Below are 23,493 nucleotides of genomic sequence, written 5' to 3'. Positions count from 1 at the left end.
AACGGATTTTAGAGAAAAAAGAAGGATGTTAATCATAATCCGGATGTATGTTATAATCTATTATTGAGTTTTAATTGGAATATATGGAAGAAAAGGAGGGTTGATTTTGAGTTTTGTATGGGAAAATACGGTTATTGCTCTGATCACTTTGATATTTTTTGTGAGTGTAGGCTGGTTAATTATTCGGTCTCTGATCAGATCTCGCAGAAAATAAATGCACGTGACTGAATTAACATAACGGGTTTGATATACTATAGAAGAAAGAAATTCGTTTCATTAATTAGTGTGCAAGAAAGGGCGGGGGTTCATGATGTCTTCAGACGGCAATCCTCCAGCAAATGTGGATCAATATTACCCTGCAGCCGGACGGGTGATTCTGCATGTCGATATGAATGCTTTCTACTGCTCTGTACATGAAGCCGAGGAACCAGATTTATATAGAGGAAAAGCAACGGCCGTTGCGGGCAGCAGTGAACTGCGAAAGGGTGTAATTGTAACCTGCTCATATGCCGCTCGTAATCGAGGCATCTCAACAGGTATGGTCGTGCACCAAGCCATGAAAAAGTGCCCTGATCTCATTGTGATTCGTCCTGATTTTCATTTATATCGTCAATATTCAAGAGCCTTCATGCAGATTGCGTATAGTTATACGCCTCAACTTGAGGCTACATCCATTGATGAATGTTATCTTGATATTACAGGTTCAAGGCAATTCGGGAATCCAATGGAGATTGCGGAGAGTATTCAGCGTAGAATCAAGGATGAATTGGGGCTGCCATGTTCCATTGGTATTGCACCCAACAAATTATTGGCAAAAATGGCTTCGGATCTGAAAAAACCGAATGGTATCTCCATTTTACGCATGAGAGACGTACCCCGGATTCTTTGGCACAGACCATGCAACGAGATGTTTGGCATTGGCAAAAAAACGGCTGAAAAGCTGAAAAAACTGGGTATTGAAACGATTGGTCAATTGGCCAAGTCGGATGAGAACATGTTGACCGAACTATTCGGAGTTAATGGAACATGGCTCAAAAATTCCGCGAATGGCATTAACCATTCCGCAGTTCACGCGGAACGTGAGGCCAATAAATCCATTGGGCATACAACCACTTTACCGGCGGATGTATCGGATATGAATGAGATTCACCGGGTGTTCCTCAATATAAGTGACCAGGTAGCCAGAAGATTGCGCAAGCACGAAATGTTCAGCCAGGGGATTCAGATTACGATCCGCACACCGGATATGAAGACAATCACCCGATCACGTCTAATGGAAGTTCCTACGGAGGATGCAACGGTCATCTATCGTGAAGCCTGTAAACTATTTGAGAAGCATTGGGGTAGTGGCAAGCCTGTACGCATGCTGGGTGTGACACTTCAAAACCTGATTCCAAGAGAAGAATCCGCTGTGCAGATGGACTTGTTCGAATATGAGCAGAAGCCCAAAAAGGACAATCTGATTCGGATTATGGATCAGTTACGTGATAAATTTGGTGAGAATGCTGTTGTGACTGCAGGCATGCTTGGGGACGATCCTTCCGTACTGCTTCGTAATCATAAAGTGCGGGGGACTTCCTTGCAAAAAGATAACTTGCAAAGTCTTGATTAAATAGGGGATAATAGAGACTTGTGGTTGCAAAATGATTTGTAATTATTCTTACTTTGGTTTAATATGTTTCTAGATAAAAACACTGTACGTTTCGAATTTTAGGAGGAGAGAATGTAAATGAGTAAATATACTTGGGTTGAAAAAGATACTTGCATCGCATGTGGCGCTTGTGGAGCAACGGCTCCAGACATCTACGATTACGATGATGAAGGTTTGGCAGAAGTTATCTTTGACGGCGATGCTAACCATGGTATTAAAGCTATTCCAGACGACTTGTTTGACGATATGCAGGATGCATGCGACGGCTGCCCTACAGATTCAATCAAAGTAGCGGACGAGCCTTTCAATAAAGAGGGCTAATTATTTCTCACATGAACACAGAGCACTTTCTTTTGTCTTAACGACAAGGGAAGGTGCTTTTTTGTCTTCATTCAACTGTGATTATCTGATCTGTGGATCAAGTACGAACATTGTCGAAATGCCTTTTTCCCACCGGGTACTCAAGTCCTATGGATTCAACGCCTGGTTATGCCGATATATAATGATATACGCAAAAAGGCGAAATAGTGGAGGATCGGATGCAGAATACTCATCTAAGAACATATGTCAAGAAACATCCCGACAATAAAATGGCTTGGTACTTGCTTGGAAAGGAGTACTTGGGCGAAGGACAGGAGGCCAAAGCCAACTATTGCTTTCAGCAAGCGGGCGAGGTTTACGAGGCATTTGAACGCAGTAAAGCTCCTGCTGACATCTGGGTGGACTATCAGGAGAAACTGGTGGAAATGTCTGAGCAAAAGGAGAAAAAACAACGTAGACGCAAAATGTGGCTTACGTTGTTCATGCTGCTTGTGCTGGCAGGTCTGCCACCTGCGGACGCTCCAGGTTTCAGTCGTGAAGCGGCCGACGCACTGTCAGCAGCACTGGAATCCACGGATGAGATCCCTGACCCTGTAGGAGTGGATCAACAGGCTGGGACTGTATCCATTCCACCAAGTAATGTGTTCACCGCTGCGGCATTTGGTGGAGGCAATCATGGCGAGGCTGCGCTCGCAGTTGCCTGGTCCGGGTCTGGCCCGAAAGTAGAGACCTCTGCTGTACTGGGTATGCAAACCTCGGATGACTGGTCTTTATGGAAACGAAACATGCCTGTGAAATACATAGTACAAACCAATACAAGCGGGAAATTGACTGCACAGAGTTATGATGCCAAGCAATGTAACTGTGAACCTCCTGAAATTACACCGAAAATCAAAAAGATGGCTATGGCTTGGACCGCCAAGCAGGAAGCAGCTGCATCATTATCAAGTGCAATCGTTGCCTATCGCAAAAAAAATGACGCATGGCCCAAGAGTGTAACACAAATGGCCCAGCCATTTCCGAATAATATTCTAGGCGAGACTGCCCCAGGGATGACCGAGATGTTTCCGAAGCTCTTAGCTTTGCATCAAGGAAAGGCACAGGCAGGGAAGAGCGATTCGAGTGGTAAAGAGAATGGTTCAACGACTTCGAATTCGTCTCAAGGCAAAAATGCCGCTTTTGCAGATACGCTGGGAGGTCAACCTTTTTTGCAGGAACCGCTGGAGATTGTCATTGATAAGGATAAACATAAACTTGCATTAATCAGTGGAGATACCATTGTTCGTATGTATGATGTGGGACTTGGCGGTGATCGAACACCGGAGGGTTCATTTATCATTACAGATAAAGTGGTCAATCCGAATGGACGTTCGAACGGTGAGTTTGGAAGCAGAGGTATGCAGCTCTCGAATACGAATTATGCCATCCACGGGACCAACGAGCCAGACAGCATCGGACTGGATGAGTCCCTTGGATGTGTGAGAATGCGTACAGGAGATGTAGAAGAGTTATTCGCTCTTGCTCCGCAAGGCACTCCGGTACGCATAGGAGAAGATGTACTGCCGGATCTGACACTTGTTCCAGAAGCAAAGCAGCGTTATCAGCATACGCTTGTTCCAAAGCAGAATAATTCGAACAAAACGTATCACTGGCTGAATTGATCTGTTGGATATGTAGAATCAGTTGGATTCAGCCTGAATCATCTACATGTTGGCAATAATGATAAGAGCACCAATGATGATGATCAAGCCGCCTACACTTGCTGCAGTCCATGCAATGGCTTTGCGATTCACTTCTTCTTTCTTTTGCTGTAATGCAGGTGGTTTACGTTTGGGAGCCATGAGTTATTCCTCCTTATTTGGAATAGAACTGGTGTAGAGTAACCATGCTCTCATTGTAAAGAATTCAACTCGTCATTTCCAGTGGGCGGGTGGATTTCTTGTGAGCATTTTGTATTATTCGATTTGTGCTGTCTATGCGCAAACTACTTTCCTTTTTAATAAGAAACAGATAGACTTGTGTGTAGAGTGTTTTTTACATATGAAAAGACGGAAAGCGGCTTTTTGGCGTACCGGACCAGAACGGAGTGAGTGATTTGTTATACAGAAGTCTTGCTAAACCTTTGTTGTTCAAAATGGACCCTGAACAGGCCCATCATCTGATTATTGGCGGCCTTAGTGGCGTGGGTAGCATCCGTCCGGTTCCTTCCGGACTGCGTGTGATGTACGGCGTTCGTGAAACGTCTGATCTGGCTGTTGACATGTTTGGGTGTCATTTCCCTACACCTGTTGGTCTGGCTGCGGGTCTGGACAAAAACGGCCAGGCCGTAACGGGCTTTTCTTCCATCGGATTTGGATTCATGGAAGTGGGAACCGTGACACCACTTGCACAACCAGGTAACGATCAACCACGGCTGTTCCGTTTGCCTCCAGACGAGGCTTTGGTGAACCGAATGGGCTTCAACAATCTTGGTGCAGAAGCCATGGCAGGTGAATTGGCACGTCTACAGGATCGGCGTATTCCAGTGGCTGTTAACATCGGCAAGAATAAGGCAACGTCTAATGAGGAAGCTCACTTGGACTATTCGAAGTGCATTCAGGCACTATACGATTATTCTGATCTGTTCGTGGTTAATATCAGTTCACCAAATACACCGGATTTGCGTAATCTGCAACATGGGAATGAATTGAAAGAGCTGCTCGCTGCGGTTATGAACGAGATGAACGTGCAGCATGCACGAGCGGGCGGAGCGACCAAATCCGTTCTGGTGAAGATTGCGCCGGATGTGAATGATCAGGAACTTGAATATATGGTTCGCACAATTGCAGACAGCGGTGTTGCTGGCATTATTGCAACGAACACAACCATCAGTCGTACAGGACTTTCTCACCAACATGCGAAGGAAACAGGTGGTCTGAGCGGTAAACCTCTACGTGACCGTTCAACGGAGATTATTCGCCAGATCTATCGCCAGACTGAGGGAAAACTTCCTATTATCGGTTCAGGTGGCATTTTCACAAGTGAGGATGCATACGAGAAAATTAAAGCCGGAGCAAGCTTGGTCGAAATATATACAGCATTGATCTACGAAGGACCTGAGGTGAATCGGCGCATTCATGCCGGACTGCGTGAGTTGCTGCGCAAGGACGGTTATCGTCATATCTCTGAAGCGGTTGGTGCAGAACATCGTTAAGAAGGAATGAGAATCCCCGGAATGAAAATATAGAAGCATGGAAGAGTGTAAAATGGTTCGGGACTCTTCCCCCCACCAAACATCATGTATAATGGAATAGAACAGGGGAAGCTATAGAGACAGGAGGCATAAGCATGGACGGTAGAGACTGGGGTACATTTTTACTTCCTTATGAACAAGCGGTAGAGGAATTAAAAGTCAAGTTTAAGACAATGCGGGCGGAGTTGAAAAAAAGGGAAGAGTATGCCCCGATTGAATTCGTTACCGGTCGTGTCAAAAAAATATCCAGTATTCTGGAGAAATCCAGACGACTGAATGTGTCGCTTGATGACGTGGAGACAGGCATTGAGGATATTGCAGGTATCCGTATCATGTGCCAGTTCGTAGATGATATCCGTCGGGTTGCCGAATACATTCGAGGCCGCAAGGATCTCACGGTACTCATTGAGAAAGATTATATTACGAATTTCAAAGAGAGCGGCTATCGCAGCTTCCATATGATTATTGAGTATCCCGTTCAGACGGCTCTGGGACAAAAGAAAGTTTTGGCTGAGATACAGATCCGGACGCTTGCCATGAACTTCTGGGCTACCATTGAACATTCGCTGAGTTACAAATTTCGGGAAGGGTTACCTGATGAGATGAGAACCAGGCTGAAAAAAACGGCTGAGGCCGCGTTTATACTGGATAATGAGATGTCTGCGATTCGTCTGCAAATTCTGGAGGCACAGAAGGCCTTTGAAGATGATTCGAATATCGTTTCAAGAACATTGAATATCATTCATCAATTATACTTCTACCACCTTGTCAGTGAAGCGATTGAAGCACAGAAGCGATTTAACGATTACTGGGAACGACATGATATGGAAGGGCTCAAAGACTTGCTAGATGACGTGAAGAAACTTCTGAACAACGCCAGAAAGGGCGAAAACCCGGATGAGCATCTATGAGCCACTGTACGTTGACTACTTAATCTACTTCAATCGGGATCAGGATTATTTCGAGTGCCATGAGGTGCTGGAAGAATTGTGGCTTGAACGGAACCGGGATTCTCTCTATAAAGGATTGTTGCAAATTGCGGTTGGTTTATACCACTTCAGGAATGGCAATCTTCGCGGAGGAACGATGATGTTACAGAGCTCACTTGATCTTCTGGAACCTTATCCTGCTACGGTTCTGGGCATTGACCTTGAGGTTTTGGTACGAAATGTACAGGAAATCGTGAAGCAACTGTCCGGATCAGATGCTCAGTCTGTGACTTACAGGGATTTGTCCATACGAATTGTTGATGAGGTCTTAGAACAAGAGATATCTAGAAGATCGCTTGAACTAAAACCTAATATTCCGCAACGCCGGAGTCCTACCAGAGGGCGAATATACGAAGAGAAGATGAAGGCGATGGATCAGAGAAAAAGATGAACTGTAATCAGCGTTAACATTCAAATGAGCATCCCATGGATATGAAGTTCCATGGATATGAAACACCCCGACTATTCCTGTAAAGGGAAAGGTCGGGGTGTTTTTGAATGTTGCGTCATATTCAGATGATTGCAGGTGGCACAGCCTGTCCTTCAACAGAACAGTGTCTGATGATACAAGTGCCTGATTGTAGATACTGTGGAAACGGATCTATCATTTAGCTTGCCGAAGGAGTGGCACTGCCTTTATATTTTTGGAAAAATTGTTTGTAATCATCCAGCGTGTAGCCTTGGTCACTGCCATTCTCTTGCAGTCCGCCAACCATACGGTCTTTCTCGACACCAGCCTCATAATAGACGAGTGTAGGGGTGAACTCGATATTGTAATCGGTCCATCCTGCTTCGAATTCACGCAGATTGAACTGCGGAAGCTCAATACCTTCACTGTCAACCAGGGGCATCAACTGAGGTGTTGTGGCACGGCAGTGCGAGCAATCGGAAGCGAAGAAATAAACAAAAAAGCTGTCTTTGTTATCGATTTTGGCTTTGAGATCAGCAGGTACAATAATTTGTTGATAGTTGGGATCACTAAGTAGCTCCCGTGTAGCTGGATTAAGCTTGGAAGCAGCGATGCCATAGGCATTTTCCACTGAATCCATCTGTTTCTTGGAACTCTGGTCTACGACAACCAATGCTGCAATCATAATGATTAAAATACCCAGGAATATAAGGATCGCAGCACTTTTCTTTTTCTTCTTGGATTTCATTGGACATCCCCCATCGATCATATCGAAATATAGTTTGGGCAAAAATAAAGGTTGGGATAATATGCATAAACACCCGGATTTTTGCTCAGGAATCAATCTACTTGCCATTATACTACATTACACGCTGTAGTGGAATAGATACGATATGATAGGAAAGCAAAGCTTGGATATGATAAAATAAAACGATATTGCAATCTTACCAAGACAGGATGAGTGGGAATATGGGTGTAAAGTTACCTTTGATATTTGCTGAGCGAATGAAAAGTTTGCTGGGCGATGAGTTTGAACAATTTATGAAATCGTATGAACAGTCTCCCCATGCGGGACTGAGAGTGAATACGCTAAAAATATCGATGGAACAATTCGATGAGATTGCTCCGTTTGATCTAAGACCTATTCCCTGGTATGAGACAGGATTCTATGTACCTCATGGTGTTAAACCTGGGCTGCACCCTTATTATCATGCAGGTCTATATTATATACAGGAACCAAGTGCTATGGCACCCGTTGAATTATTGCAGGTGGAGCCTGGAGATCGCGTGCTTGATCTGTGTGCTGCTCCGGGAGGGAAAACAACACAGATTGCTGCAAAGCTGCAAGGCAAGGGTGTGCTTGTCACGAACGATATCCATGCTGAACGCACAAAAGCGCTAGCCAAGAACGTGGAATTGTACGGGGTTCGTAACGCCGTTGTTTTGAATGAGTCGCCCGAGCGGATCGCGAATGCATTTCCTCATTATTTTGACAAAGTATTAATCGATGCGCCTTGTTCAGGTGAAGGGATGTTCCGCAAAGATGAAGACATGGTGAAATCATGGGAACATCATTCGGTGGAAAAATGTGTGCTCATGCAGCGGGATATCTTGGAGACTGCGGCACGATTGCTGGCCCCGGGAGGAACCATCGTATATTCGACATGTACCTTTGCGCCGGAGGAAAATGAAGCGATGATTGCGGAGTTCCTGAATGTAAACCATGATTTCGTAGTAATGGACATTCCTGAAGAGACGGGGTTTGCTCCAGGACGTCCGGAATGGGTACGTCAGATGATGCCGGAGAAGGCAGAAGAGACGGAAGCTGTACTGGATCAAACGCGTGGTACCGCGAGATTGTGGCCTCACCTTTTGGAAGGGGAAGGACATTATGTTGCTGTGTTACAGCATCGTGCAGGGCAAGGATTAGAAACAGATCAATCTGGAGTAGTTAAAGAAGGAGCAATGGAGTGTGGACAGGTCGTGGATGTGTCCAGGATTGAAGTAGAGGGGAACAAGGATCACTCTATTGCTGCTTCTTCAATTGCTATGACCAAGGCTGATCGTAAAAAGGAACGTTTATTGCGAATCGAATCCCGAGAGTCCCATGACAGACAGGCTGGTGGCAGCAAGAATCCGGGTAGACAGAGCAAAAAAGGTAAAGATCACGGTGGACGTAAATCGGAACGGGGTCAGGGACGCGGAGCTGATCTGGCAAGTATGGATCCTGTTGCGATCTACAGTCAGTTTATGAAAGAACAATTGGAGATTGATTTAACTGGAGAAACGGTATGTTATGGAGATCGTGTGTATCAATCCTTGGTCGGTGCAGCTCGATTGGAGGGACTGAAAGTCATTCGTGCAGGCTGGTTCATGGGTACGATCAAGAATGGACGGTTTGTTCCGTCACACCCGCTTGCGTGCGCTCTGAATGCATCTGAGGCACGGCGAAGCGTGAATCTGTCATCCGCTGATGGCGAAGCCGTGAGATACCTCAAGGGTGAGACATTAAATATTGAACAAGAACGAGTGGTTCTCAAGGCGGATACGTTTGCCAAAGGGTACGTTCTTGTATGTGTAGATGGTTATGCCGCTGGCTGGGGAAAATGGCTGGATGGTGTACTGAAGAATGAATATCCGGCAGGGTGGAGGTGGACATCGGTATGAGTGGAAAAGGCAAACAAACGCTGCGTCTGGACAAAATATTAAGCCATATGGGTGTGGGAACACGAAGTGAACTCAAAAAGATGGTGAAGCAAGGCAGAATCCGTGTGGACGGCAAAGCGGTGAAAGATAGTGGTGTACAGGTGAATCCCGAGGTTAACGTCATCGAAGCCGATGGCGAGCGGATTGTTTATCGGGAGATGATCTATCTGATGTTGCATAAACCTCCGGGTGTTGTGTCTGCTACGGAGGACAACAGAGATAAGACGGTACTGGATCTGTTGCGGAAAGAGGATCGGATCTTCAATCCGTTTCCTGTGGGACGACTGGATAAGGATACGGAGGGACTGCTCATTCTCACGAATGACGGTCCACTTGCGCATGATCTGTTATCTCCACGCAAGCATGTGCCCAAAACCTATGAAGCCCGTGTACTGGGAAACGTGGATGATGCGGATGTGCAACGGTTCAAAGCTGGTGTACAGCTGGATGACGGGTACGAGACGTTGCCAGCCGAACTGACTATACTTGGTCAGGAAGAAACGGAAGAAGGCACGATCTCATCGATCTCGCTTATTATTCACGAAGGTAAGTTTCATCAGGTAAAACGTATGTTTCAAGCGGTAGGCAAGCGAGTGATCTATCTGAAACGCGTAGCCATGGGTGAGCTGGAACTAGCTTCCGATCTTGCTATCGGAAGCTATCGTGAACTAACCGCAGACGAGTTGAACCTTCTGCGGAAGTAAAAGCTCCCGTCCTTCACGAAGTGAAGCAGGGAGCCGTGGAGGGAAGCGAAGCCCCGATACTAACCGCCGCAGGCGAGAAAGCTCCCGTCCTTCACGAAGTGAAGCAGGGAGTTGTGGAGGGAGGCGAAGCCCCGATACTAACGCCGCAGGCGAGAAAGCTCCCGTCCTTCGCGAAGCGGAGGATGGGAGCCGGGCCGAGAGCGAAGCCCTGCCCGTAATGGTCCCGGTTAAGCTTGGGCGGGACCGCCGCTGACCAGCGGTGTGCCCGGCAACAAGCGTTCCTACGACAACCGTGACATAGCAAGACCCGACCTACCACCGGTGAGCAAGACGGGAGTCCAGAGGGCAGAGCCCTCTGGGGCCCTCCCTCGGAAGGGAGGGTTTGGGTGGGTGCGATTACTACAGAGATGAGGATGAAGCCAGAATGACCTATAAATTAATTGCACTTGATGTAGATGGAACACTGCTGAATGATCATCATGAACTAACCGAATGGACTCAGGAGACCTTGATCCAAGCTTCCCGTCAGGGAGCAGAGATCGTCCTGTGTTCAGGTAGAGGTCCTGCCAACACGATTCCTTTTATGGAGCAGATGGGACTGGATGGATATGTGATTACACATAATGGTGCCGTAACGGCGCAAGTGGATACCCGTGAGGTGGTTCATCATTTTGCATTAGATGGACAAGGATTAGAGCCGATCATATCGTACTGTCGAGCCAATGGAGTACATTTTGACATCAATACGGCATTTGGTCTATATGTGGATCAACCGGAAGGTTTGGGTTTGCAGGTGCGTGAGATGTATTACAACTTTATGGCCGAGCCACTGAAGTTACCCAAGTGGGTTGACATGACAGAACCGCTGGCGAAGTTCACTGCATTTGGTCCGATTGAACAGATGGATGCAGTGCTTCAGGAATGGTCTACCTGGAATCTGCCTTATTATATGACACGGAGTGGTGACTTTTTTATTGATCTGATGCATCCCGAAGCGTCCAAAGGCGCTGCGCTTAAAAGGCTTGCCGAATCGAAGGGAATCTTGCCTTCGGAGATCATGGCGATTGGTAACTACTTCAATGATATTACGATGCTGACCTTTGCGGGCAAAGGCATTGCCATGGATAACTCACCGGACGAGGTGAAAGCTGCTGCGGACGAGGTTACACTCTCGAATAACGAGCAAGGTGTGGCACACGCAATCCAAAAATATGTGTTATCCGTCTAACCTTACATCTTATATTTGAAATGCACGCTTCCCTCATAATCTACCGTCCTCAGGGGCATCCTAAGAGAATAACGTTAGGAATGGAGGAGGACACGTGGTGAAATATGATGTGGAACTGGTTGCAGACCTGCGGACATCAGGTGGAGAAGTACAAGACGTGATGGTTAATGGACAATATACAGGCTCACTTTTCCTTGTGTATAGAGAAGGAGATCGTTTATCAGGTAGTCTCCAGATTGAGCAGGAGTCTCTGCCAGATGGTACAGAGCAACGGATCGTGGAGAAAGTGCATGCCTATGTCCGATCTCTTACAGATGCGTTGGAAGCTGCATATTATGAAGTGCTGGTCAGTTGTGGCTCACTACATTCGGTTCTGCATAAGCCTGAGTCAGAGACAGTGTGGCCGTCTGAAGATACGATTCATGTCGAAGGCAGTTATGACGATATAGACAGCAGTGAAAGTAAGGTAATCCCTGTTTCACAAGCCGAATCGTTTACATATGAAGATCGGGATCAGGTTCTGGAGATGGAAATGGTAAGCGCGGGACGCAGCATATCGACGTATATATTCAATGATGTCGAAGGACAGGAACTTGCAGAAGCTTCCTTAAAACAATATGGCGCTGATGTACAAGGTGAAATACACTGGTATGACGAGCCGGAAGAGAATCAATTGGAAGCCGCGGCAGAGTTGCTGGTCAGAGAGCTGGATGAGGATATCATCGATACGATTACGATCCGCATGTGGCATCAGGGCAACGAACTCGAGACGTTAGAGTGGATACATCGTGATTTCTCCGAGGAGTTTGAGGATACCGATGAATCGGATCTGGATGAGCTGGAAGCTGCTGAAGAAGCATGTTATGTCATGCTGAAGCGTAAGGATCGGGAGTTCCGGGTATATGAGCTGTTTCTTCAGGAACGAGGTGGATTGCCTGTGGGAACAGCAACAATAGACACTTCTCAATCCGATCTGACGGGATATATTGATTACGAGGTTCCTGGAACCAGCGTGCAGCGAAAGAGCCTGGTCGAAGTGTTGATGCAGGAGTTGGACAAGGAAATGGAGTTTGATACCCTGCACCTTACGATGTTGTATCGAAATCAGATTATTGATGAAGCCAGAATAGATGGGTAAAAGGCGGCTGCCTTTTACCTTTTTTTGTTCTCTTTTTGACGAAAAATCCATTTCCCGGTATAGTACCATTAGCTTAACAGAGATCAGGAAGCGGAGGAGAACAATGATGCACTCATTCAGGATCAGTAGCGATTATATTAACGATGGTTTTCAAGCGGTTCAGGCGAAGCCCGAAGATACGGACGATGTAATGTCGCTGTTGGTGGAGACAGCCAAATGGTTACAGAGCCAGGGTTCTTCCCAATGGAACGCTTTGCTTAAAGGTGAAGATTCACACGATACAGCAGGGGCGATTCGGCGTGGGGATGTGTTTGTGTTTAAAAAAGGAGCGGACGTAGCGGGGATGGTTATCCTTATGGTTCAGCCCAGCCCGTGGGACATTCATCTTTGGGGTCCAAAAGCTCATGCCGAGGATGGCGCAATTTATCTGCACCGGCTAGCGATTCGAAGAAAATATGCTCAGAGTGGTCTGGGACGGTCCATTTTGCAATGGTCCAGCACCGGCATACATTTTGAAAGCAAACATAAGGTTCGGTTAGACTGCGGAGCGAGCAATGCTACGTTGAACTCCTTTTACGCGCGGAACGGGTATACTTTTTTGGGAGAGACAGATGGTTACAGTACATATGAGAAGCCCGTGGAGCTACTGAGCTGAAATTCTGGTTATCCAATGAATATGTTGACGACAAGCGCGAGCGGTTGACTGCTGGATTATAAAGCTTTTGCTTCTGAGGGGAATGTTTTATGAATATGTTGTATATACGAGTTATCGTAATATAGATGTTCCGGCTTCCCTATGTCATAATGGATATTAGAGCAGTACGTAAGTTAGAAAGGGGGAAACTAACGGTGAAATTGCTGCAGGCGCTTTTCTTTCCTCCGGAGCAGCCCGGAGGTGTATCCTCTATGATTCCTTATATGCAAGAGAGATTTACAACCCCAAGGTGGGAAATGGATCTGTTCTCGTTGCCGAAGCGAATTCGCAACAAGGGCAGAGAGGAAGTTCAGTTCGAAACGTTTGATTGGACGGAATATCAGGATAGTCCTGTTGTCCAAAAATATATTCAAACTTATCGTGATTATCTATGGTGGACCAAACTGCGTATTCAGAAGCCCTATGATCTGATCCATGCTCACCACCCAATTGCAGGACTTGCGATGAAAACGGTTTTCCCGGATACACCTCTCATTCAGACGATACACTCCAGTTATGAACGAGAATTAATCCTTAATGGACGCATTGAAACGGATGGACCGGAGCATCGTTTTCTTCTTGCGATATATGGTGAGCTGGAACACCAGGCAGAGCGTCTCTTGACGGTGTCGGATTCGTTCCGTCGTTATCTGGCTCCCTACGTGAAGGAACCTGATGTCATCGGTGTGATTCCCAATGGATTTGATGAGAAGCGGTTTAAGCCGATCCCTCATGATAATGCCATACCACAGCTGGTCACGGTATGTCGGCTTGTTCCGGCGAAAGGGTTGGATATTCTTTTCAAAGCCTGTGCGGAACTGAAGGGCCGAGGTCATGATTATGTGTTACATATTATTGGAGATGGACCGATTCGTCCTGATCTGGAAGAATTGGCGCAGCGATTGGGGATCTATAATGAGACCATTTTCTATGGTTACACACTGCACCCTGAGGAATTCATGCCATTCTTTGATATTTTTGTACTTCCTTCACGGGCAGAAGCATTTGGTTCCGTCTTCGCTGAAGCGGCGCTGAGTTGTCTTGCCCTTGTGGGTACGGATGTAGGTGGTATACCGGAACAGATCGAGAACGGCAGCAATGGGTTGCTTGTACCGGCAGAAGATCCTTCTGCACTGGCTGAAGCGCTTGAGAAGGTGATGCTGGACCCGGCTTATCGTTATGAACTTGCCCGTTCAGCGTGCGAAAAAGCCAAAACACATTACTCGCTCGGCAGATCGGTCAATGAGCTGAAAAAGATGTATCTTCAGTTTCCCAGCAAAGCCTAAAATGGAGAGAGAAAAGTGCGAGCCGCTGTGCTAAACAGCGGCTTTTTGTCATGTTTAAGGAAAGAAAACCCGCGGTGAAATGTGGCTAGAAGGCAAACGGATGCTCATATTCATGAAGTACATGGACCGTGAGATTTATATATTGTTGCGTTTACGAAAGGTGCCCCAGCGGTTCAGTACCAATTTGGCAGCCCAGATTAATGCCATACTTCCGAAGATAGGGTAAAGGATTGACAGCAGGGAACTGAATCCAAACTGACTGAGTGAGTAACACAACATCATAATGGTTAATGTAATGAAACGGGGATGGACACGTATATGTTGTCTGAGTTGCAAGGTCATCCCATAGATATCGGCTACAAAGGTACTGAATATTTCCATGAAAATAAGGGATACATATACAGATTGCACTGCCCATCCAAGTTGAAAGGCAATGCTGCCCATCGGGATTTCGAATTGGATGATGCCGGGCATCTGTGCTGACATGGCAAAATGAGCTGCCATCAGCATGAAACCAACGCCAATTCCACCCAATACTCCACCCCACTTCAGCACATTCCGACTACGGATCTGGTTACCTACTGGCACAAGAACAGCTTGAGCCAACACCAGATTAAATGAAGTATACAACAGTGGAGACAGCCATACTTGAATAGGGTTTGAGTCTGTCGTCAGTGTGATGAATCGGGAAGCACCTGGATGATGGATGGTACTGGTAATCATGAGCAGGGATAACAGGAGCATCATGGGCACGACGATGCTATTCATTTGAAGGATAGCCTGAATGCCTCGACCGAGAAGCAGGTATGTCCCTACAAGTGTGACGATCAGACCTGTCTGATAATGCAAACCCAGATGTTCGACAAAAACGGAACCTGCTCCGGCAAGCATGACACTGTTCACGCCAATGAGAATGAGAAGGGTCACCCAGGTGATCCATTTGCCCGCCTTGTGGCCGAATAAATGTTTGTTCAGATCCTCATAAGAGCGGGACCCGGTATCGTGAGCGATCAGCATCATTTTGGTACCTAACCAGACAAAGAGCATGGTGGATAAGCCTATGGTGACGGTGGCCCATTTGCCATACTGGGTAAAAAACTGCAAAATTTCCTGTCCTGTAGCGAAGCCGGCTCCGACAACCGTTCCGATGTATGTAAATGCGATCTGCAGCACCCGAAATGCCTGTTTCATGTGTTTCCCCTCTCAGGCCCCTGTTTAGTTTGGACATGCGGGTACCATGGTACAAGGTATGCTTGACCCACGAAAGTCATGACAATTGATAATGAGCTTTGGCTTGAAATGCGTCCCAAGGACAGCGCCCAGGCAATTTCGCTTGAACTTATAGATAGATATATGATACTTTTACCTCATAGGATAGGCTTGGGAGGTCAAATCATGGAATTATTGAAACAACGAATTTTACAAGAAGGTGTGGTTATCTCGGATCAAGTATTAAAGCTGGATGGTCTGTTGAACCACCAGATTGATCCTGCATTAACGATGGAGATGGGACGGGAGTTCGCTGCCCGTTTTCGTGAAAGTGGAGTGACTCGTGTAATCACGGTAGAATCCTCAGGGATTCCGGTTGCGTTTGCCGCGGCCTATGAACTTGGGGTACCACTTGTATTCGCCCGTCGCAAAAAAACACTTCTGGCTGATCCTGATGCTTACTGCGAACGTGTACCGTCCTTTACCAAAGGAATTGTAACTGACATTATGGTATCCCGTGAGTTCATTCATGAGAATGACCGTATTTTGTTCATCGATGATATCATTGCCAATGGAGATGCCGCTCGTGGCGTCATCAAAATTATCGAGCGTTCCGGTGCGGAACTCGTCGGATTCGGCGTTGTGGTCGAGAAAAGTTTCCAGGCAGGGGCACGCACGATTCGTGAACAGGGTATTCCGGTGGAAGCCTTGGTACGCATTCGTTCCCTGAACGATGGTACGGTACAATTTGACGATAACGAAATGTGACATTTTAAAGGAATAGGGCCTATTTTTTGAACAATGCCTTTGCATGACCGCGGATTTCATTTATAATGGGGTTATGTTAGGGAGAGGAGGCAACACCATGGGGAACCAACCGGCAACAGAACAATTTTTTAATGATAAGCTGGCGGAATCGAAAGTTCATTTTGAACGTGCCCTGGATTGTAAACATACGGAATTCGATGACCTTTATCCCTATATGATTGAACATCCTCAATTTTTCTGGTACAAACGCTATGTTGCCTGGTCAGAATTACTGACGATTGTAGGCTTGTGCGAAGAGTTGTCCTTCTCTTGGAAAGAACAATTTACACCGCATCAAGTGGAGTACCTTGAAGAACGTGTGATGTCCGCCAAAGTGCTTGATTTTTGGTTCGAGAAGAACGACAGCAAAGAGCACGCGCAGCGGTAACTTTCAGTCGGGACATAATTTCGAATGACATGACAGTCCAATACAGTCACGTGAGACCTAAATGACATTTCATTTAGGTCTCTTTTTGTAAATAAATTTGGAATATAGGAGCCATGAACATGATCAGTGATACAGAATTGGACGCCCTGCGTCTGTCAGGTGAGAAAGTAAGAGTAGTACGGGACGAGCTGGAGTCAAACGATGTAACCGGGATTGTTGTTGCCTGGGATGGCGAGCAGGTACTTATCCGTCGTCAGAATAGACGTGTCGTCAAGCTGGATCGCAGTTACCGATATCAGCTGTTCAGCGAGCCGCGCCAGAGTCCACTTAGTGAGTAACAGTTTATAATTATGGCAGAGCCATAAGCGTTAAATGTTTGGAATTACCATGATTTGTTGGCATAATTGACTCACTTGGGAGAGAAGATAGGTACAGTGAGGAAGATCTGTAACTATAGCCGAGAGGGTGTGCTACAAGCGATGACATTGATGAATGATAAAGTTTATGCCTACAAGGATCAGATTGGAGCATTAAGCGATGTACTGCCAGGTGTGGTGAAGTCGTATCATGAGTTTACCGGAGAATGTTTCCAACCTGGCGTGATTGATGCGAAGACAAAACAATTAATTGCGCTCGGCATTGGATTGTTTGCCAACAATGAGGTATGTACCTTCTACCATGTAGAAGAAGCCCGTGCCAAGGGTGCCACAGATCAGGAGATCATGGAGACCGTAGCCGTGGCCGGAGCTGTTGGAGGAGGACATGCCCTGTCTCAGGGTGCGATGCGAGTGCAGAAGGCGTTGCATTAGTAAGCAATGCAACATACATTTTTAAGTACAAAAAAGGCATCCGGTTAATAACCGATGCCTTTTTGTGTGTGAATTACATTTTACCCAACATTTTATCGTACATAAACTGTCCAGTTACCCGACGTGCTGTTACGTAACGATCATTGAAGTATGGATTCGATAACTTCGTGATGCTTACACCTTTGCTGCTGGAGGCGTGAGCGAATTGTCCGCCGCCGATATATACACCTGTATGTGAAATGCCTTTGCCTGTTGTATTAAAGAACACCAGATCACCTGTCCGAACATTGCTTTTGGCTACCGGAGTACCTGCTTTGGCTTGCTGTTGCGAAGTACGTGGCAATTCAATGCTGTATTTGTTGAAAATATATCTCATAAACCCGGAACAGTCGAAGCCGGCTACAGTCGTGCCACCCCATTTGTAAGGTATACCTGTCATGTTGTTCACTACGGAGTTGATACTGCTTGCCTCTGTGCTTGTTGCCCCGGATGTAAATAATACAGCTGCTCCAAAAATGGAGATAATCAGTTTTTTCAAAATCAATGTTCTCCCTTCGATGCCTACGGAGTTAGCTAAGGGTTCGGTAGAAGGTTCCCTATATTTCCTATGTATAAGAATAATTCACCCAAAATGGTTCCCCCGTTTTCAAACATGAAACTCGGCAATGAATAATTAAGTTTTTGTAACTATTTGAAACTATATTGCATAAATGCGTAATTGTCAAACCCATTTAAACCCTTTCTTAATACCTCAATGTTAGCGGAATTAAGGTTTTTATATGAAAGAAGGGATCAAGTTTGGGTATCATTCATGACAAAAACGTCATTATTGATTCGTTTAAGATGAATTTGGATAAATAAATAGGTTTGTCATGAGTTAAAAGAACTATTCCGTTATGTAGGATTAGAGAGATTATATTCATTAAGTTGCATATATTGACAAAAATCGATTTTTTGCATATTATCTGATTATCCAATCCATATATTGGATTTAAATTGATTTTATTATGCGAAAATACAAAAAAAGGGGGGGTTGGGGACACGTATCATAGGTAAAGTAGAAGTGGGAGATTTATAAAAACGAACCTAGGAGAGTGTTACATTTGAAAGCGAAGAAAATAATTACTTTTGTCCTGGCATGTACGATGGTGTTCTCAGCAATTGGAATGGCAGTTCTCCCTATAGGGACGGTATCTGCTGCGGATGCATCGGGTACTACAGCGAGTATTTCTGATATTTTGAAGAACCAGCTGCCGGATGGAGGTTGGAGGAAGGATTATAAACAGACAAGTGGAGAGTGGGCGAAGTCCACGATAGACAACAAGGCTACATACTCAGAAATTAGAAGATTGGCGAAGGAATTTAAAAAGACGAATGATCCGCGATACTCCACAGCTGCAATCAAAGGAATTAACTTTTTGATCAACATGCAGTATTCAAACGGCGGATGGCCACAAGTTTACCAAAGCTCTGGATATCACAAGCACATTACTTACAATGATGATGCCATGATTAACGTAATGATCATGCTGGATGAAGTAGCAGCACGCAAAGGTGATTTCTCGTTTATCGACAGCACACTTGCTAACCGAAGTAAAAATTCAGTTGCCAAAGGTGTGGAGGCGATTCTGAATACACAAGTTGTTTCAGGGGGAAAGCTGACAGCATGGGGACAACAACATGATTCCAGTTCCCTTAAACCAGCGAGCGCAAGAATCTACGAAGTACCATCGCTGACAGCTGGAGAGAGTGTGACGATTGTTAAATTCCTGAAAACCAGACCTGCTAACACTAAAATTACCGCATCCATTAAAGGAGCGGAGGCTTGGTTTAACAAGGTGAAAATTACGGGTTACAAGTATGAAAGAGCAAATGGGGACAGCAAAATTATCGCTGATTCCAATGCGGCTCCGATTTGGGCACGCTTCTATGAAATAGGAACGGATAAACCAATCTTTATTGGTCGTGACGGGGTAGTTAAATACAAATTAAGTGATATTGATAAAGAAAGAAGAGGCGGTTATGCCTGGTATGGCAACTGGCCATCCAAGCTGTAATTTGTAGTATGCCTCCGTTTTAATGAACCAAATTATTAGCAGTTAAAGGTAAAGCCCGATTCGACATGGACGTCTGGTTCGTGCTTTATTGTTATTATTTTCAGTGTTGACATGATAGGTTCCGCATGATATATTATTTCTTGTCGCCGAGATTAATCACGGTAGATACGATATGCGGTCGTGGCGGAATTGGCAGACGCGCACGGTTCAGGTCCGTGTGGGCTAACCCCCCGTGGAGGTTCGAGTCCTCTCGACCGCATCTAATAAAAATACTCCTTGAGCTAACGCTTAAGGAGTATTTTTATTGCATTTTTTGATATAACACTAACATTAGACTTGAGTATCCAAGAGGTTAGTGCTTCGCTGCAAGTAGAGCAAATGGTCTTCCATCAGCCAAACGGAACGGTTATTGCGCCGCGGTAATATTAATGCTGTCAATATTCGGTCCTTCCGTTCCGGTGGTAACCACTTTCAATGTATTGGTCCCCGTGTTCATGGGGACCTGTATTGTTTTTTCAACCCAAGTGGACCAGCTTCCCGTTGCCGGAAAGGGCTCGTTGCTGATGACTTTGGTTCCGTTAACAAAAATGTCGAGGTTACGGGTTCCGCTTTCCAGTGCATAACGAAACTTTACGTTTTTGGTACCTGTGGTAGTATTGTTAATGGCGTTCCATTGAATGGCTGAACCAGTCATCGCATTGAAGTTGACATACCCGGAACCAGTGTAACCAGGATAGATCGTTTCAATGGCAGCTTCCGTAAGTGTCGTTCCGGTCTCTGCTTCATAAGTAGTACCGCTGCCTGTATTTCCGCCGTTATTCCCGCCAGTAATGTTGGCAACAAATGTTGTTACGCTCTGAGCCGGGAGCTGTGCCGTGAAGGCTCCATTGGATACGGTAAGCGAAGCCCCGCTTGCCAGGTTGCGACTGCTGTCCGTAACCCATGAGGACACAGTGGAGGCATTACCATTCTGCAGAACGAATTTTTGGCTTGTGGCCGAAGTTCCACGGTTAATTGCCACGACGACGACTTTGTTATCACCTTTGTAGGCTGAGACAAATGTGTTCGTATCCGGATTTTTCGTTGCATCCACTCGGAGGTAGCCTGGACGCACGAATTTAGAGAAATGAGCCATATTATAACCACGTTTGCTTATGGTACCGTCCTCTTTCATTGGACCATACTGTCTGCGGATGTACCACCACACATAGGCTTGGAAATCACCTTCTACCATGGCATTGTGCATGTGATAGGAAACGTCTAGTGCTTCAGGCCAGCGGTCTGCTGAGTTGTTGTCACTGTTCGGAACATACACCTCAGTCATCCACAGTTCTTTACCGGCTCCTTTTTGCTTAAAGAGAGGGTATGCAAAATTCGAAATCTGGGTTCCATACGTATGTGCTCCCAGAATGTCCATGTTGGCAAGTGCCTGCGGATCATTTAGGATTGGGTCGGAAATGTTCTTTAAGTACTGGAAGGATTCAGGCGCCATAACTTTGGTACCTTGGATGGACCCGGCATTTTCTTTCATGAATCGAAGGATCTCTTGTGGAGTCCACCAGGTCCAGTCATGAGCATAATCCGGTTCATTTTGCACAGAAATGGCATACAGATCTACGCCGTTATTTTTCATGTAGGTTACAAAGTCGTTCAGATGTTGCGCATATGCGGCATATTTGTCGTATTTCAGACGCTTGGCATTGGTGTCCCCATTGCGGTTGAATGTTTCAACCATGCTGCTCGGAGGATTCCATGGGGATGCGAATACGATAGCCCCCTTTTCAATAGCCCGTTTGGCTGTGGCAACTTCACGATACCAGTTATTGGAATCCGGATCGACGTAGATCCTGAGAATTGAAAAGCCTAACTGATTCTGGTCATTACCGAAAGCAGTTTCACGTTGAGCGGGAGTCAGATCACCAATCCAGGCAGGAAGGTTAATGCCCCCAAAGCCCTTGATCAGTTGTTTTTCCGAGGACAAATTAATGTTGGCATCGCTGGCTGCTGACACGTGTGTCGGGGTTAACATCAGAGGCAGAGCCGTTAAACAGGCCAAAAGAACATTGACTGATTTTTTCCATGTCCATTTCAACTTCAAAATATTCAACCTCCTCGAAATAATTTATTTAATGAAAGCGTGTTCATAAAACTAGCCAAGCAGTGATGATAATGTTGTGATCACATCCTTTTCAAGTGAATTTAATGAAAAATAATGTTTTCAATAGTAAATTTTACTATATCTTTTGATAGAAAAATACCTGACATATTACAGGTTATTTGTAGATTATTATCTTTTTTTAAGAGATTCATCATTATTTTATCAAAAAAATAAGAATAAAAAACCGTTCATTGGAAGGGTCTTCTAATCCATGAGTTATTCCAAAAATAGAGGGATATTTCATCAATTTATTTTTTATGTCAACCGGTTGACACATCGCTTCTCAAGCGCTTATGATAAAGCTGCATCAGAAATGTATGCGCATTCATAACAAACACCTGGGGGGAAGTTAAGCATGAAAAAGAAATGGGTTTCGTTTGTTGGCGTAATTTTGCTTATATTACTGATTACGGCCTGTTCATCAGGCAAGGAATCAGATTCACCGAATCAGACAGTGTCAAACGGCGAAAGTGATTCATCCAAAGAGGTGAAGCTTACCTTTTTCAACACATCTGCAGAGGTTAATTCGGTTTTTGAAAGTCTTTTTAAGAAATACCATGAGCTGAATCCCGAGGTTACTATTGAATTGATTCCTACACCGATTGGCGGAGCACAGCTTGAGAAGTTCCAATCTTTACTCGCATCTGGAAATCCGGCGACCATAGCCAATCTGGATGCGGGCACGATTCTGCAATATAAAGATAAATTCCTGAACCTGGATTCCGAAAAGTCAAAGTATGAGGGATTAACGAAGCCCGGTGCGGTAGAAGGTGCTTTGCTTGATGGCCAATTCCTGGGTGTACCTTGGACAGCGCAAGGATACGGACTCTTGTATAACAAACGTGTGGTTGAAGAAGCCATAGGCGGAACATTTGACCCCAAATCGATTCAGACCCGGGATGATCTGGAGGCTGTCTTCAAAAAAGTGGAGGCCGCAGGCAAATCTCCGGTTATGATTCATGGTGCTGACTGGTCGCTTGGAGCGCATTATCTGGGACTCACGTACTCGCTTCAATCAAACAATGTAGATGACAACCGTAAATTCGTTGAGGATCTGGAAAAGGGGACGGCTTCCCTTGCAGACAACGCTGCATTTAACGGATTGATGGACACGTTCGATCTGCTTAAAAAGTATAATGCCCGCAGCAAGGATCCGCTTGTGGCAGATTACAACAAGGACAGCGCAGATTTTGCGAAAGGAGAAACGGCTTTCTATTTCATGGGTGACTGGACATGGGCTGTAATTGGCACCCTTGAAGGTCGTGATCAAGAGTTCGGCATCGTTCCTGTACCGATCAGCAACAATCCGGATGATTATGGCAATACACAGGTTGCTTATAGTGAGCCAAAGCTGTTTGCTATTGATAATTCAGGTTCTACCGAAGCACAGCAGGCTGCTGCCAAAGCATTTATTGAATGGGTTGTAACGAGTGATGAAGGGCAAGAGGCGATTGTAGGCCAGATGGGTCTGGCGTTGCCGTACAAAGATGTCAAAGTGAAAGGCACTAACATTCTCTCCGATGCGGTTAACCAGTACGTAGATGAGGGCAAGGTGCTGAATATCAGTGTCATTAACTATCTGCCGCAAGACTACTGGGCCAAGACCGGAGCATCGATGCAGAAATATTTGGTGGATGTGATCGATCGAAAAGGACTGATTGACGAGGTTCAAGCCTACTGGGGAACTCAGGCAGGGAAATAACGAAT

23 protein-coding genes, 1 tRNA gene and 1 riboswitch are annotated in these 23,493 nt (G+C 45.6%); of the genes, 19 read left to right on the top strand and 5 right to left on the bottom strand.

Annotation, left to right across the window (positions count from 1 at the left end):
- The first annotated feature begins 310 nt into the window (after positions 1-310).
- From QVE09_RS08480 to QVE09_RS08470, 3 genes are all read left to right on the top strand, one after another.
- A complete protein-coding gene (locus QVE09_RS08480) occupies positions 311-1,612 on the top strand; it encodes a DNA polymerase IV (RefSeq protein ID WP_221823544.1) in 1,302 nt (433 codons plus the stop codon).
- A gap of 117 nt (positions 1,613-1,729) precedes the next feature.
- Complete coding sequence (locus QVE09_RS08475) at positions 1,730-1,972, top strand: ferredoxin (protein ID WP_091032191.1); 243 nt, start codon at positions 1,730-1,732, stop codon at positions 1,970-1,972.
- A gap of 218 nt (positions 1,973-2,190) precedes the next feature.
- Entirely contained in the window at positions 2,191-3,633 is a 1,443-nt protein-coding gene (locus tag QVE09_RS08470) for a L,D-transpeptidase family protein (protein WP_315936461.1), read from the top strand.
- A gap of 42 nt (positions 3,634-3,675) precedes the next feature.
- On the opposite strand, the gene QVE09_RS08465 is transcribed toward QVE09_RS08470, so the two are convergent.
- Positions 3,676-3,813 (bottom strand): hypothetical protein, encoded by a 138-nt coding sequence (locus QVE09_RS08465; RefSeq protein WP_017689367.1) that lies wholly within the window; start codon positions 3,811-3,813, stop codon positions 3,676-3,678.
- Between the two features lie 254 nt (positions 3,814-4,067).
- Between QVE09_RS08465 and QVE09_RS08460 the strand changes: the two genes are divergently transcribed.
- The 3 genes from QVE09_RS08460 (at position 4,068) to QVE09_RS08450 (ending at position 6,584) form a co-directional block, all read left to right on the top strand.
- Positions 4,068-5,165 (top strand): quinone-dependent dihydroorotate dehydrogenase, encoded by a 1,098-nt coding sequence (locus tag QVE09_RS08460; RefSeq protein WP_315936460.1) that lies wholly within the window; start codon positions 4,068-4,070, stop codon positions 5,163-5,165.
- 134 nt (positions 5,166-5,299) lie between these two features.
- Positions 5,300-6,115: a GTP diphosphokinase gene (gene yjbM, locus QVE09_RS08455; RefSeq protein WP_036609636.1), complete on the top strand. Its 816-nt coding sequence runs from the start codon at positions 5,300-5,302 to the stop codon at positions 6,113-6,115.
- On the top strand, positions 6,102-6,584 hold the full coding sequence (locus tag QVE09_RS08450) for a DUF309 domain-containing protein (protein WP_315936459.1): 483 nt from the start codon (positions 6,102-6,104) through the stop codon (positions 6,582-6,584). The genes yjbM and QVE09_RS08450 overlap by 14 nt, the downstream gene beginning before the upstream one ends.
- Positions 6,585-6,801: 217 nt before the next feature.
- Here QVE09_RS08450 and QVE09_RS08445 read toward each other — a convergent pair whose 3' ends face one another.
- The gene (locus QVE09_RS08445) at positions 6,802-7,350 is read right to left on the bottom strand and encodes a thioredoxin family protein (protein ID WP_315936458.1); all 549 of its coding nucleotides are present in this window, start codon (positions 7,348-7,350) and stop codon (positions 6,802-6,804) included.
- Positions 7,351-7,571: 221 nt separating this feature from the next.
- Between QVE09_RS08445 and QVE09_RS08440 the strand changes: the two genes are divergently transcribed.
- The 6 genes from QVE09_RS08440 (at position 7,572) to QVE09_RS08415 (ending at position 14,358) form a co-directional block, all read left to right on the top strand.
- Positions 7,572-9,269 carry an RsmB/NOP family class I SAM-dependent RNA methyltransferase gene (locus QVE09_RS08440; RefSeq protein WP_315936457.1) on the top strand — a complete coding sequence of 566 codons (1,698 nt, stop codon included), beginning with the start codon at positions 7,572-7,574 and terminating at the stop codon, positions 9,267-9,269.
- On the top strand, positions 9,266-10,012 hold the full coding sequence (locus tag QVE09_RS08435; RefSeq protein ID WP_315936456.1) for a pseudouridine synthase: 747 nt from the start codon (positions 9,266-9,268) through the stop codon (positions 10,010-10,012). Before QVE09_RS08440 ends, QVE09_RS08435 begins: the two co-directional genes overlap by 4 nt.
- A gap of 424 nt (positions 10,013-10,436) precedes the next feature.
- Complete coding sequence (locus QVE09_RS08430) at positions 10,437-11,240, top strand: Cof-type HAD-IIB family hydrolase (protein WP_315936455.1); 804 nt, start codon at positions 10,437-10,439, stop codon at positions 11,238-11,240.
- A gap of 97 nt (positions 11,241-11,337) precedes the next feature.
- Positions 11,338-12,378, top strand: a complete 1,041-nt coding sequence (locus tag QVE09_RS08425) for a hypothetical protein (protein WP_315936454.1) — start codon at positions 11,338-11,340, stop codon at positions 12,376-12,378.
- Positions 12,379-12,484: 106 nt separating this feature from the next.
- Positions 12,485-13,033: a GNAT family N-acetyltransferase gene (locus QVE09_RS08420; protein ID WP_315936885.1), complete on the top strand. Its 549-nt coding sequence runs from the start codon at positions 12,485-12,487 to the stop codon at positions 13,031-13,033.
- A 194-nt stretch (positions 13,034-13,227) separates the two neighbouring features.
- Positions 13,228-14,358: a glycosyltransferase family 4 protein gene (locus QVE09_RS08415; protein ID WP_074094467.1), complete on the top strand. Its 1,131-nt coding sequence runs from the start codon at positions 13,228-13,230 to the stop codon at positions 14,356-14,358.
- A gap of 135 nt (positions 14,359-14,493) precedes the next feature.
- Here the strand turns inward: QVE09_RS08415 and QVE09_RS08410 are convergent, their stop codons facing one another.
- The gene (locus QVE09_RS08410; RefSeq protein ID WP_315936453.1) at positions 14,494-15,549 is read right to left on the bottom strand and encodes a YkvI family membrane protein; all 1,056 of its coding nucleotides are present in this window, start codon (positions 15,547-15,549) and stop codon (positions 14,494-14,496) included.
- A gap of 204 nt (positions 15,550-15,753) precedes the next feature.
- On the opposite strand from QVE09_RS08410, the gene QVE09_RS08405 reads away from it, so the two are divergent.
- From QVE09_RS08405 to QVE09_RS08390, 4 genes are all read left to right on the top strand, one after another.
- The gene (locus tag QVE09_RS08405) at positions 15,754-16,335 is read left to right on the top strand and encodes a xanthine phosphoribosyltransferase (protein ID WP_036609617.1); all 582 of its coding nucleotides are present in this window, start codon (positions 15,754-15,756) and stop codon (positions 16,333-16,335) included.
- 97 nt (positions 16,336-16,432) lie between these two features.
- Positions 16,433-16,762, top strand: coding sequence for a hypothetical protein (locus QVE09_RS08400; RefSeq protein ID WP_036609615.1), 330 nt, complete (start codon positions 16,433-16,435; stop codon positions 16,760-16,762).
- A gap of 119 nt (positions 16,763-16,881) precedes the next feature.
- Positions 16,882-17,100 (top strand): hypothetical protein, encoded by a 219-nt coding sequence (locus QVE09_RS08395; protein ID WP_056700334.1) that lies wholly within the window; start codon positions 16,882-16,884, stop codon positions 17,098-17,100.
- A 141-nt stretch (positions 17,101-17,241) separates the two neighbouring features.
- Positions 17,242-17,571 (top strand): carboxymuconolactone decarboxylase family protein, encoded by a 330-nt coding sequence (locus tag QVE09_RS08390; protein ID WP_315936452.1) that lies wholly within the window; start codon positions 17,242-17,244, stop codon positions 17,569-17,571.
- A gap of 73 nt (positions 17,572-17,644) precedes the next feature.
- Here the strand turns inward: QVE09_RS08390 and QVE09_RS08385 are convergent, their stop codons facing one another.
- Positions 17,645-18,109 (bottom strand): C40 family peptidase, encoded by a 465-nt coding sequence (locus QVE09_RS08385; RefSeq protein ID WP_315936451.1) that lies wholly within the window; start codon positions 18,107-18,109, stop codon positions 17,645-17,647.
- Positions 18,110-18,114: 5 nt separating this feature from the next.
- Positions 18,115-18,246: riboswitch (cyclic di-AMP (ydaO/yuaA leader) on the bottom strand.
- Positions 18,247-18,674: 428 nt separating this feature from the next.
- Between QVE09_RS08385 and pelA the strand changes: the two genes are divergently transcribed.
- Entirely contained in the window at positions 18,675-19,628 is a 954-nt protein-coding gene (gene pelA / locus QVE09_RS08380) for a pectate lyase (protein ID WP_397387019.1), read from the top strand.
- A 174-nt stretch (positions 19,629-19,802) separates the two neighbouring features.
- Positions 19,803-19,887, top strand: a tRNA-Leu gene (locus QVE09_RS08375).
- Between the two features lie 147 nt (positions 19,888-20,034).
- On the opposite strand, the gene xynC is transcribed toward QVE09_RS08375, so the two are convergent.
- Positions 20,035-21,720 (bottom strand): glucuronoarabinoxylan endo-1,4-beta-xylanase XynC, encoded by a 1,686-nt coding sequence (xynC, locus tag QVE09_RS08370; protein WP_315936884.1) that lies wholly within the window; start codon positions 21,718-21,720, stop codon positions 20,035-20,037.
- A 421-nt stretch (positions 21,721-22,141) separates the two neighbouring features.
- On the opposite strand from xynC, the gene QVE09_RS08365 reads away from it, so the two are divergent.
- Entirely contained in the window at positions 22,142-23,488 is a 1,347-nt protein-coding gene (locus QVE09_RS08365; RefSeq protein WP_315936449.1) for an ABC transporter substrate-binding protein, read from the top strand.
- The last annotated feature ends 5 nt before the right edge of the window (positions 23,489-23,493 follow it).

This window comes from Paenibacillus sp. ClWae2A (genome assembly GCF_032452295.1).
Lineage (GTDB): Bacteria > Bacillota > Bacilli > Paenibacillales > Paenibacillaceae > Paenibacillus.
Note: the sequence above shows the minus strand (reverse complement) of the source record. Positions and strands in the feature narration are given on the sequence as shown.

Excerpts from the sequence above, each read along its gene's own strand:
- QVE09_RS08420 (WP_315936885.1), top strand. The coding sequence starts at position 12,485 with ATGCACTCATTCAGGATCAGTAGCGATTATATTAACGATGGTTTTCAA.
- QVE09_RS08400 (WP_036609615.1), top strand. The coding sequence starts at position 16,433 with ATGGGGAACCAACCGGCAACAGAACAATTTTTTAATGATAAGCTGGCG.
- QVE09_RS08410 (WP_315936453.1), bottom strand. The coding sequence starts at position 15,549 with ATGAAACAGGCATTTCGGGTGCTGCAGATCGCATTTACATACATCGGA.
- QVE09_RS08365 (WP_315936449.1), top strand. The coding sequence starts at position 22,142 with ATGAAAAAGAAATGGGTTTCGTTTGTTGGCGTAATTTTGCTTATATTA.
- QVE09_RS08440 (WP_315936457.1), top strand. The coding sequence starts at position 7,572 with ATGGGTGTAAAGTTACCTTTGATATTTGCTGAGCGAATGAAAAGTTTG.
- QVE09_RS08435 (WP_315936456.1), top strand. The coding sequence starts at position 9,266 with ATGAGTGGAAAAGGCAAACAAACGCTGCGTCTGGACAAAATATTAAGC.
- QVE09_RS08405 (WP_036609617.1), top strand. The coding sequence starts at position 15,754 with ATGGAATTATTGAAACAACGAATTTTACAAGAAGGTGTGGTTATCTCG.
- QVE09_RS08445 (WP_315936458.1), bottom strand. The coding sequence starts at position 7,350 with ATGAAATCCAAGAAGAAAAAGAAAAGTGCTGCGATCCTTATATTCCTG.
- QVE09_RS08450 (WP_315936459.1), top strand. The coding sequence starts at position 6,102 with ATGAGCATCTATGAGCCACTGTACGTTGACTACTTAATCTACTTCAAT.
- QVE09_RS08465 (WP_017689367.1), bottom strand. The coding sequence starts at position 3,813 with ATGGCTCCCAAACGTAAACCACCTGCATTACAGCAAAAGAAAGAAGAA.
- QVE09_RS08480 (WP_221823544.1), top strand. The coding sequence starts at position 311 with ATGTCTTCAGACGGCAATCCTCCAGCAAATGTGGATCAATATTACCCT.
- QVE09_RS08430 (WP_315936455.1), top strand. The coding sequence starts at position 10,437 with ATGACCTATAAATTAATTGCACTTGATGTAGATGGAACACTGCTGAAT.
- QVE09_RS08395 (WP_056700334.1), top strand. The coding sequence starts at position 16,882 with ATGATCAGTGATACAGAATTGGACGCCCTGCGTCTGTCAGGTGAGAAA.
- QVE09_RS08390 (WP_315936452.1), top strand. The coding sequence starts at position 17,242 with ATGACATTGATGAATGATAAAGTTTATGCCTACAAGGATCAGATTGGA.
- QVE09_RS08475 (WP_091032191.1), top strand. The coding sequence starts at position 1,730 with ATGAGTAAATATACTTGGGTTGAAAAAGATACTTGCATCGCATGTGGC.
- yjbM (WP_036609636.1), top strand. The coding sequence starts at position 5,300 with ATGGACGGTAGAGACTGGGGTACATTTTTACTTCCTTATGAACAAGCG.
- QVE09_RS08470 (WP_315936461.1), top strand. The coding sequence starts at position 2,191 with ATGCAGAATACTCATCTAAGAACATATGTCAAGAAACATCCCGACAAT.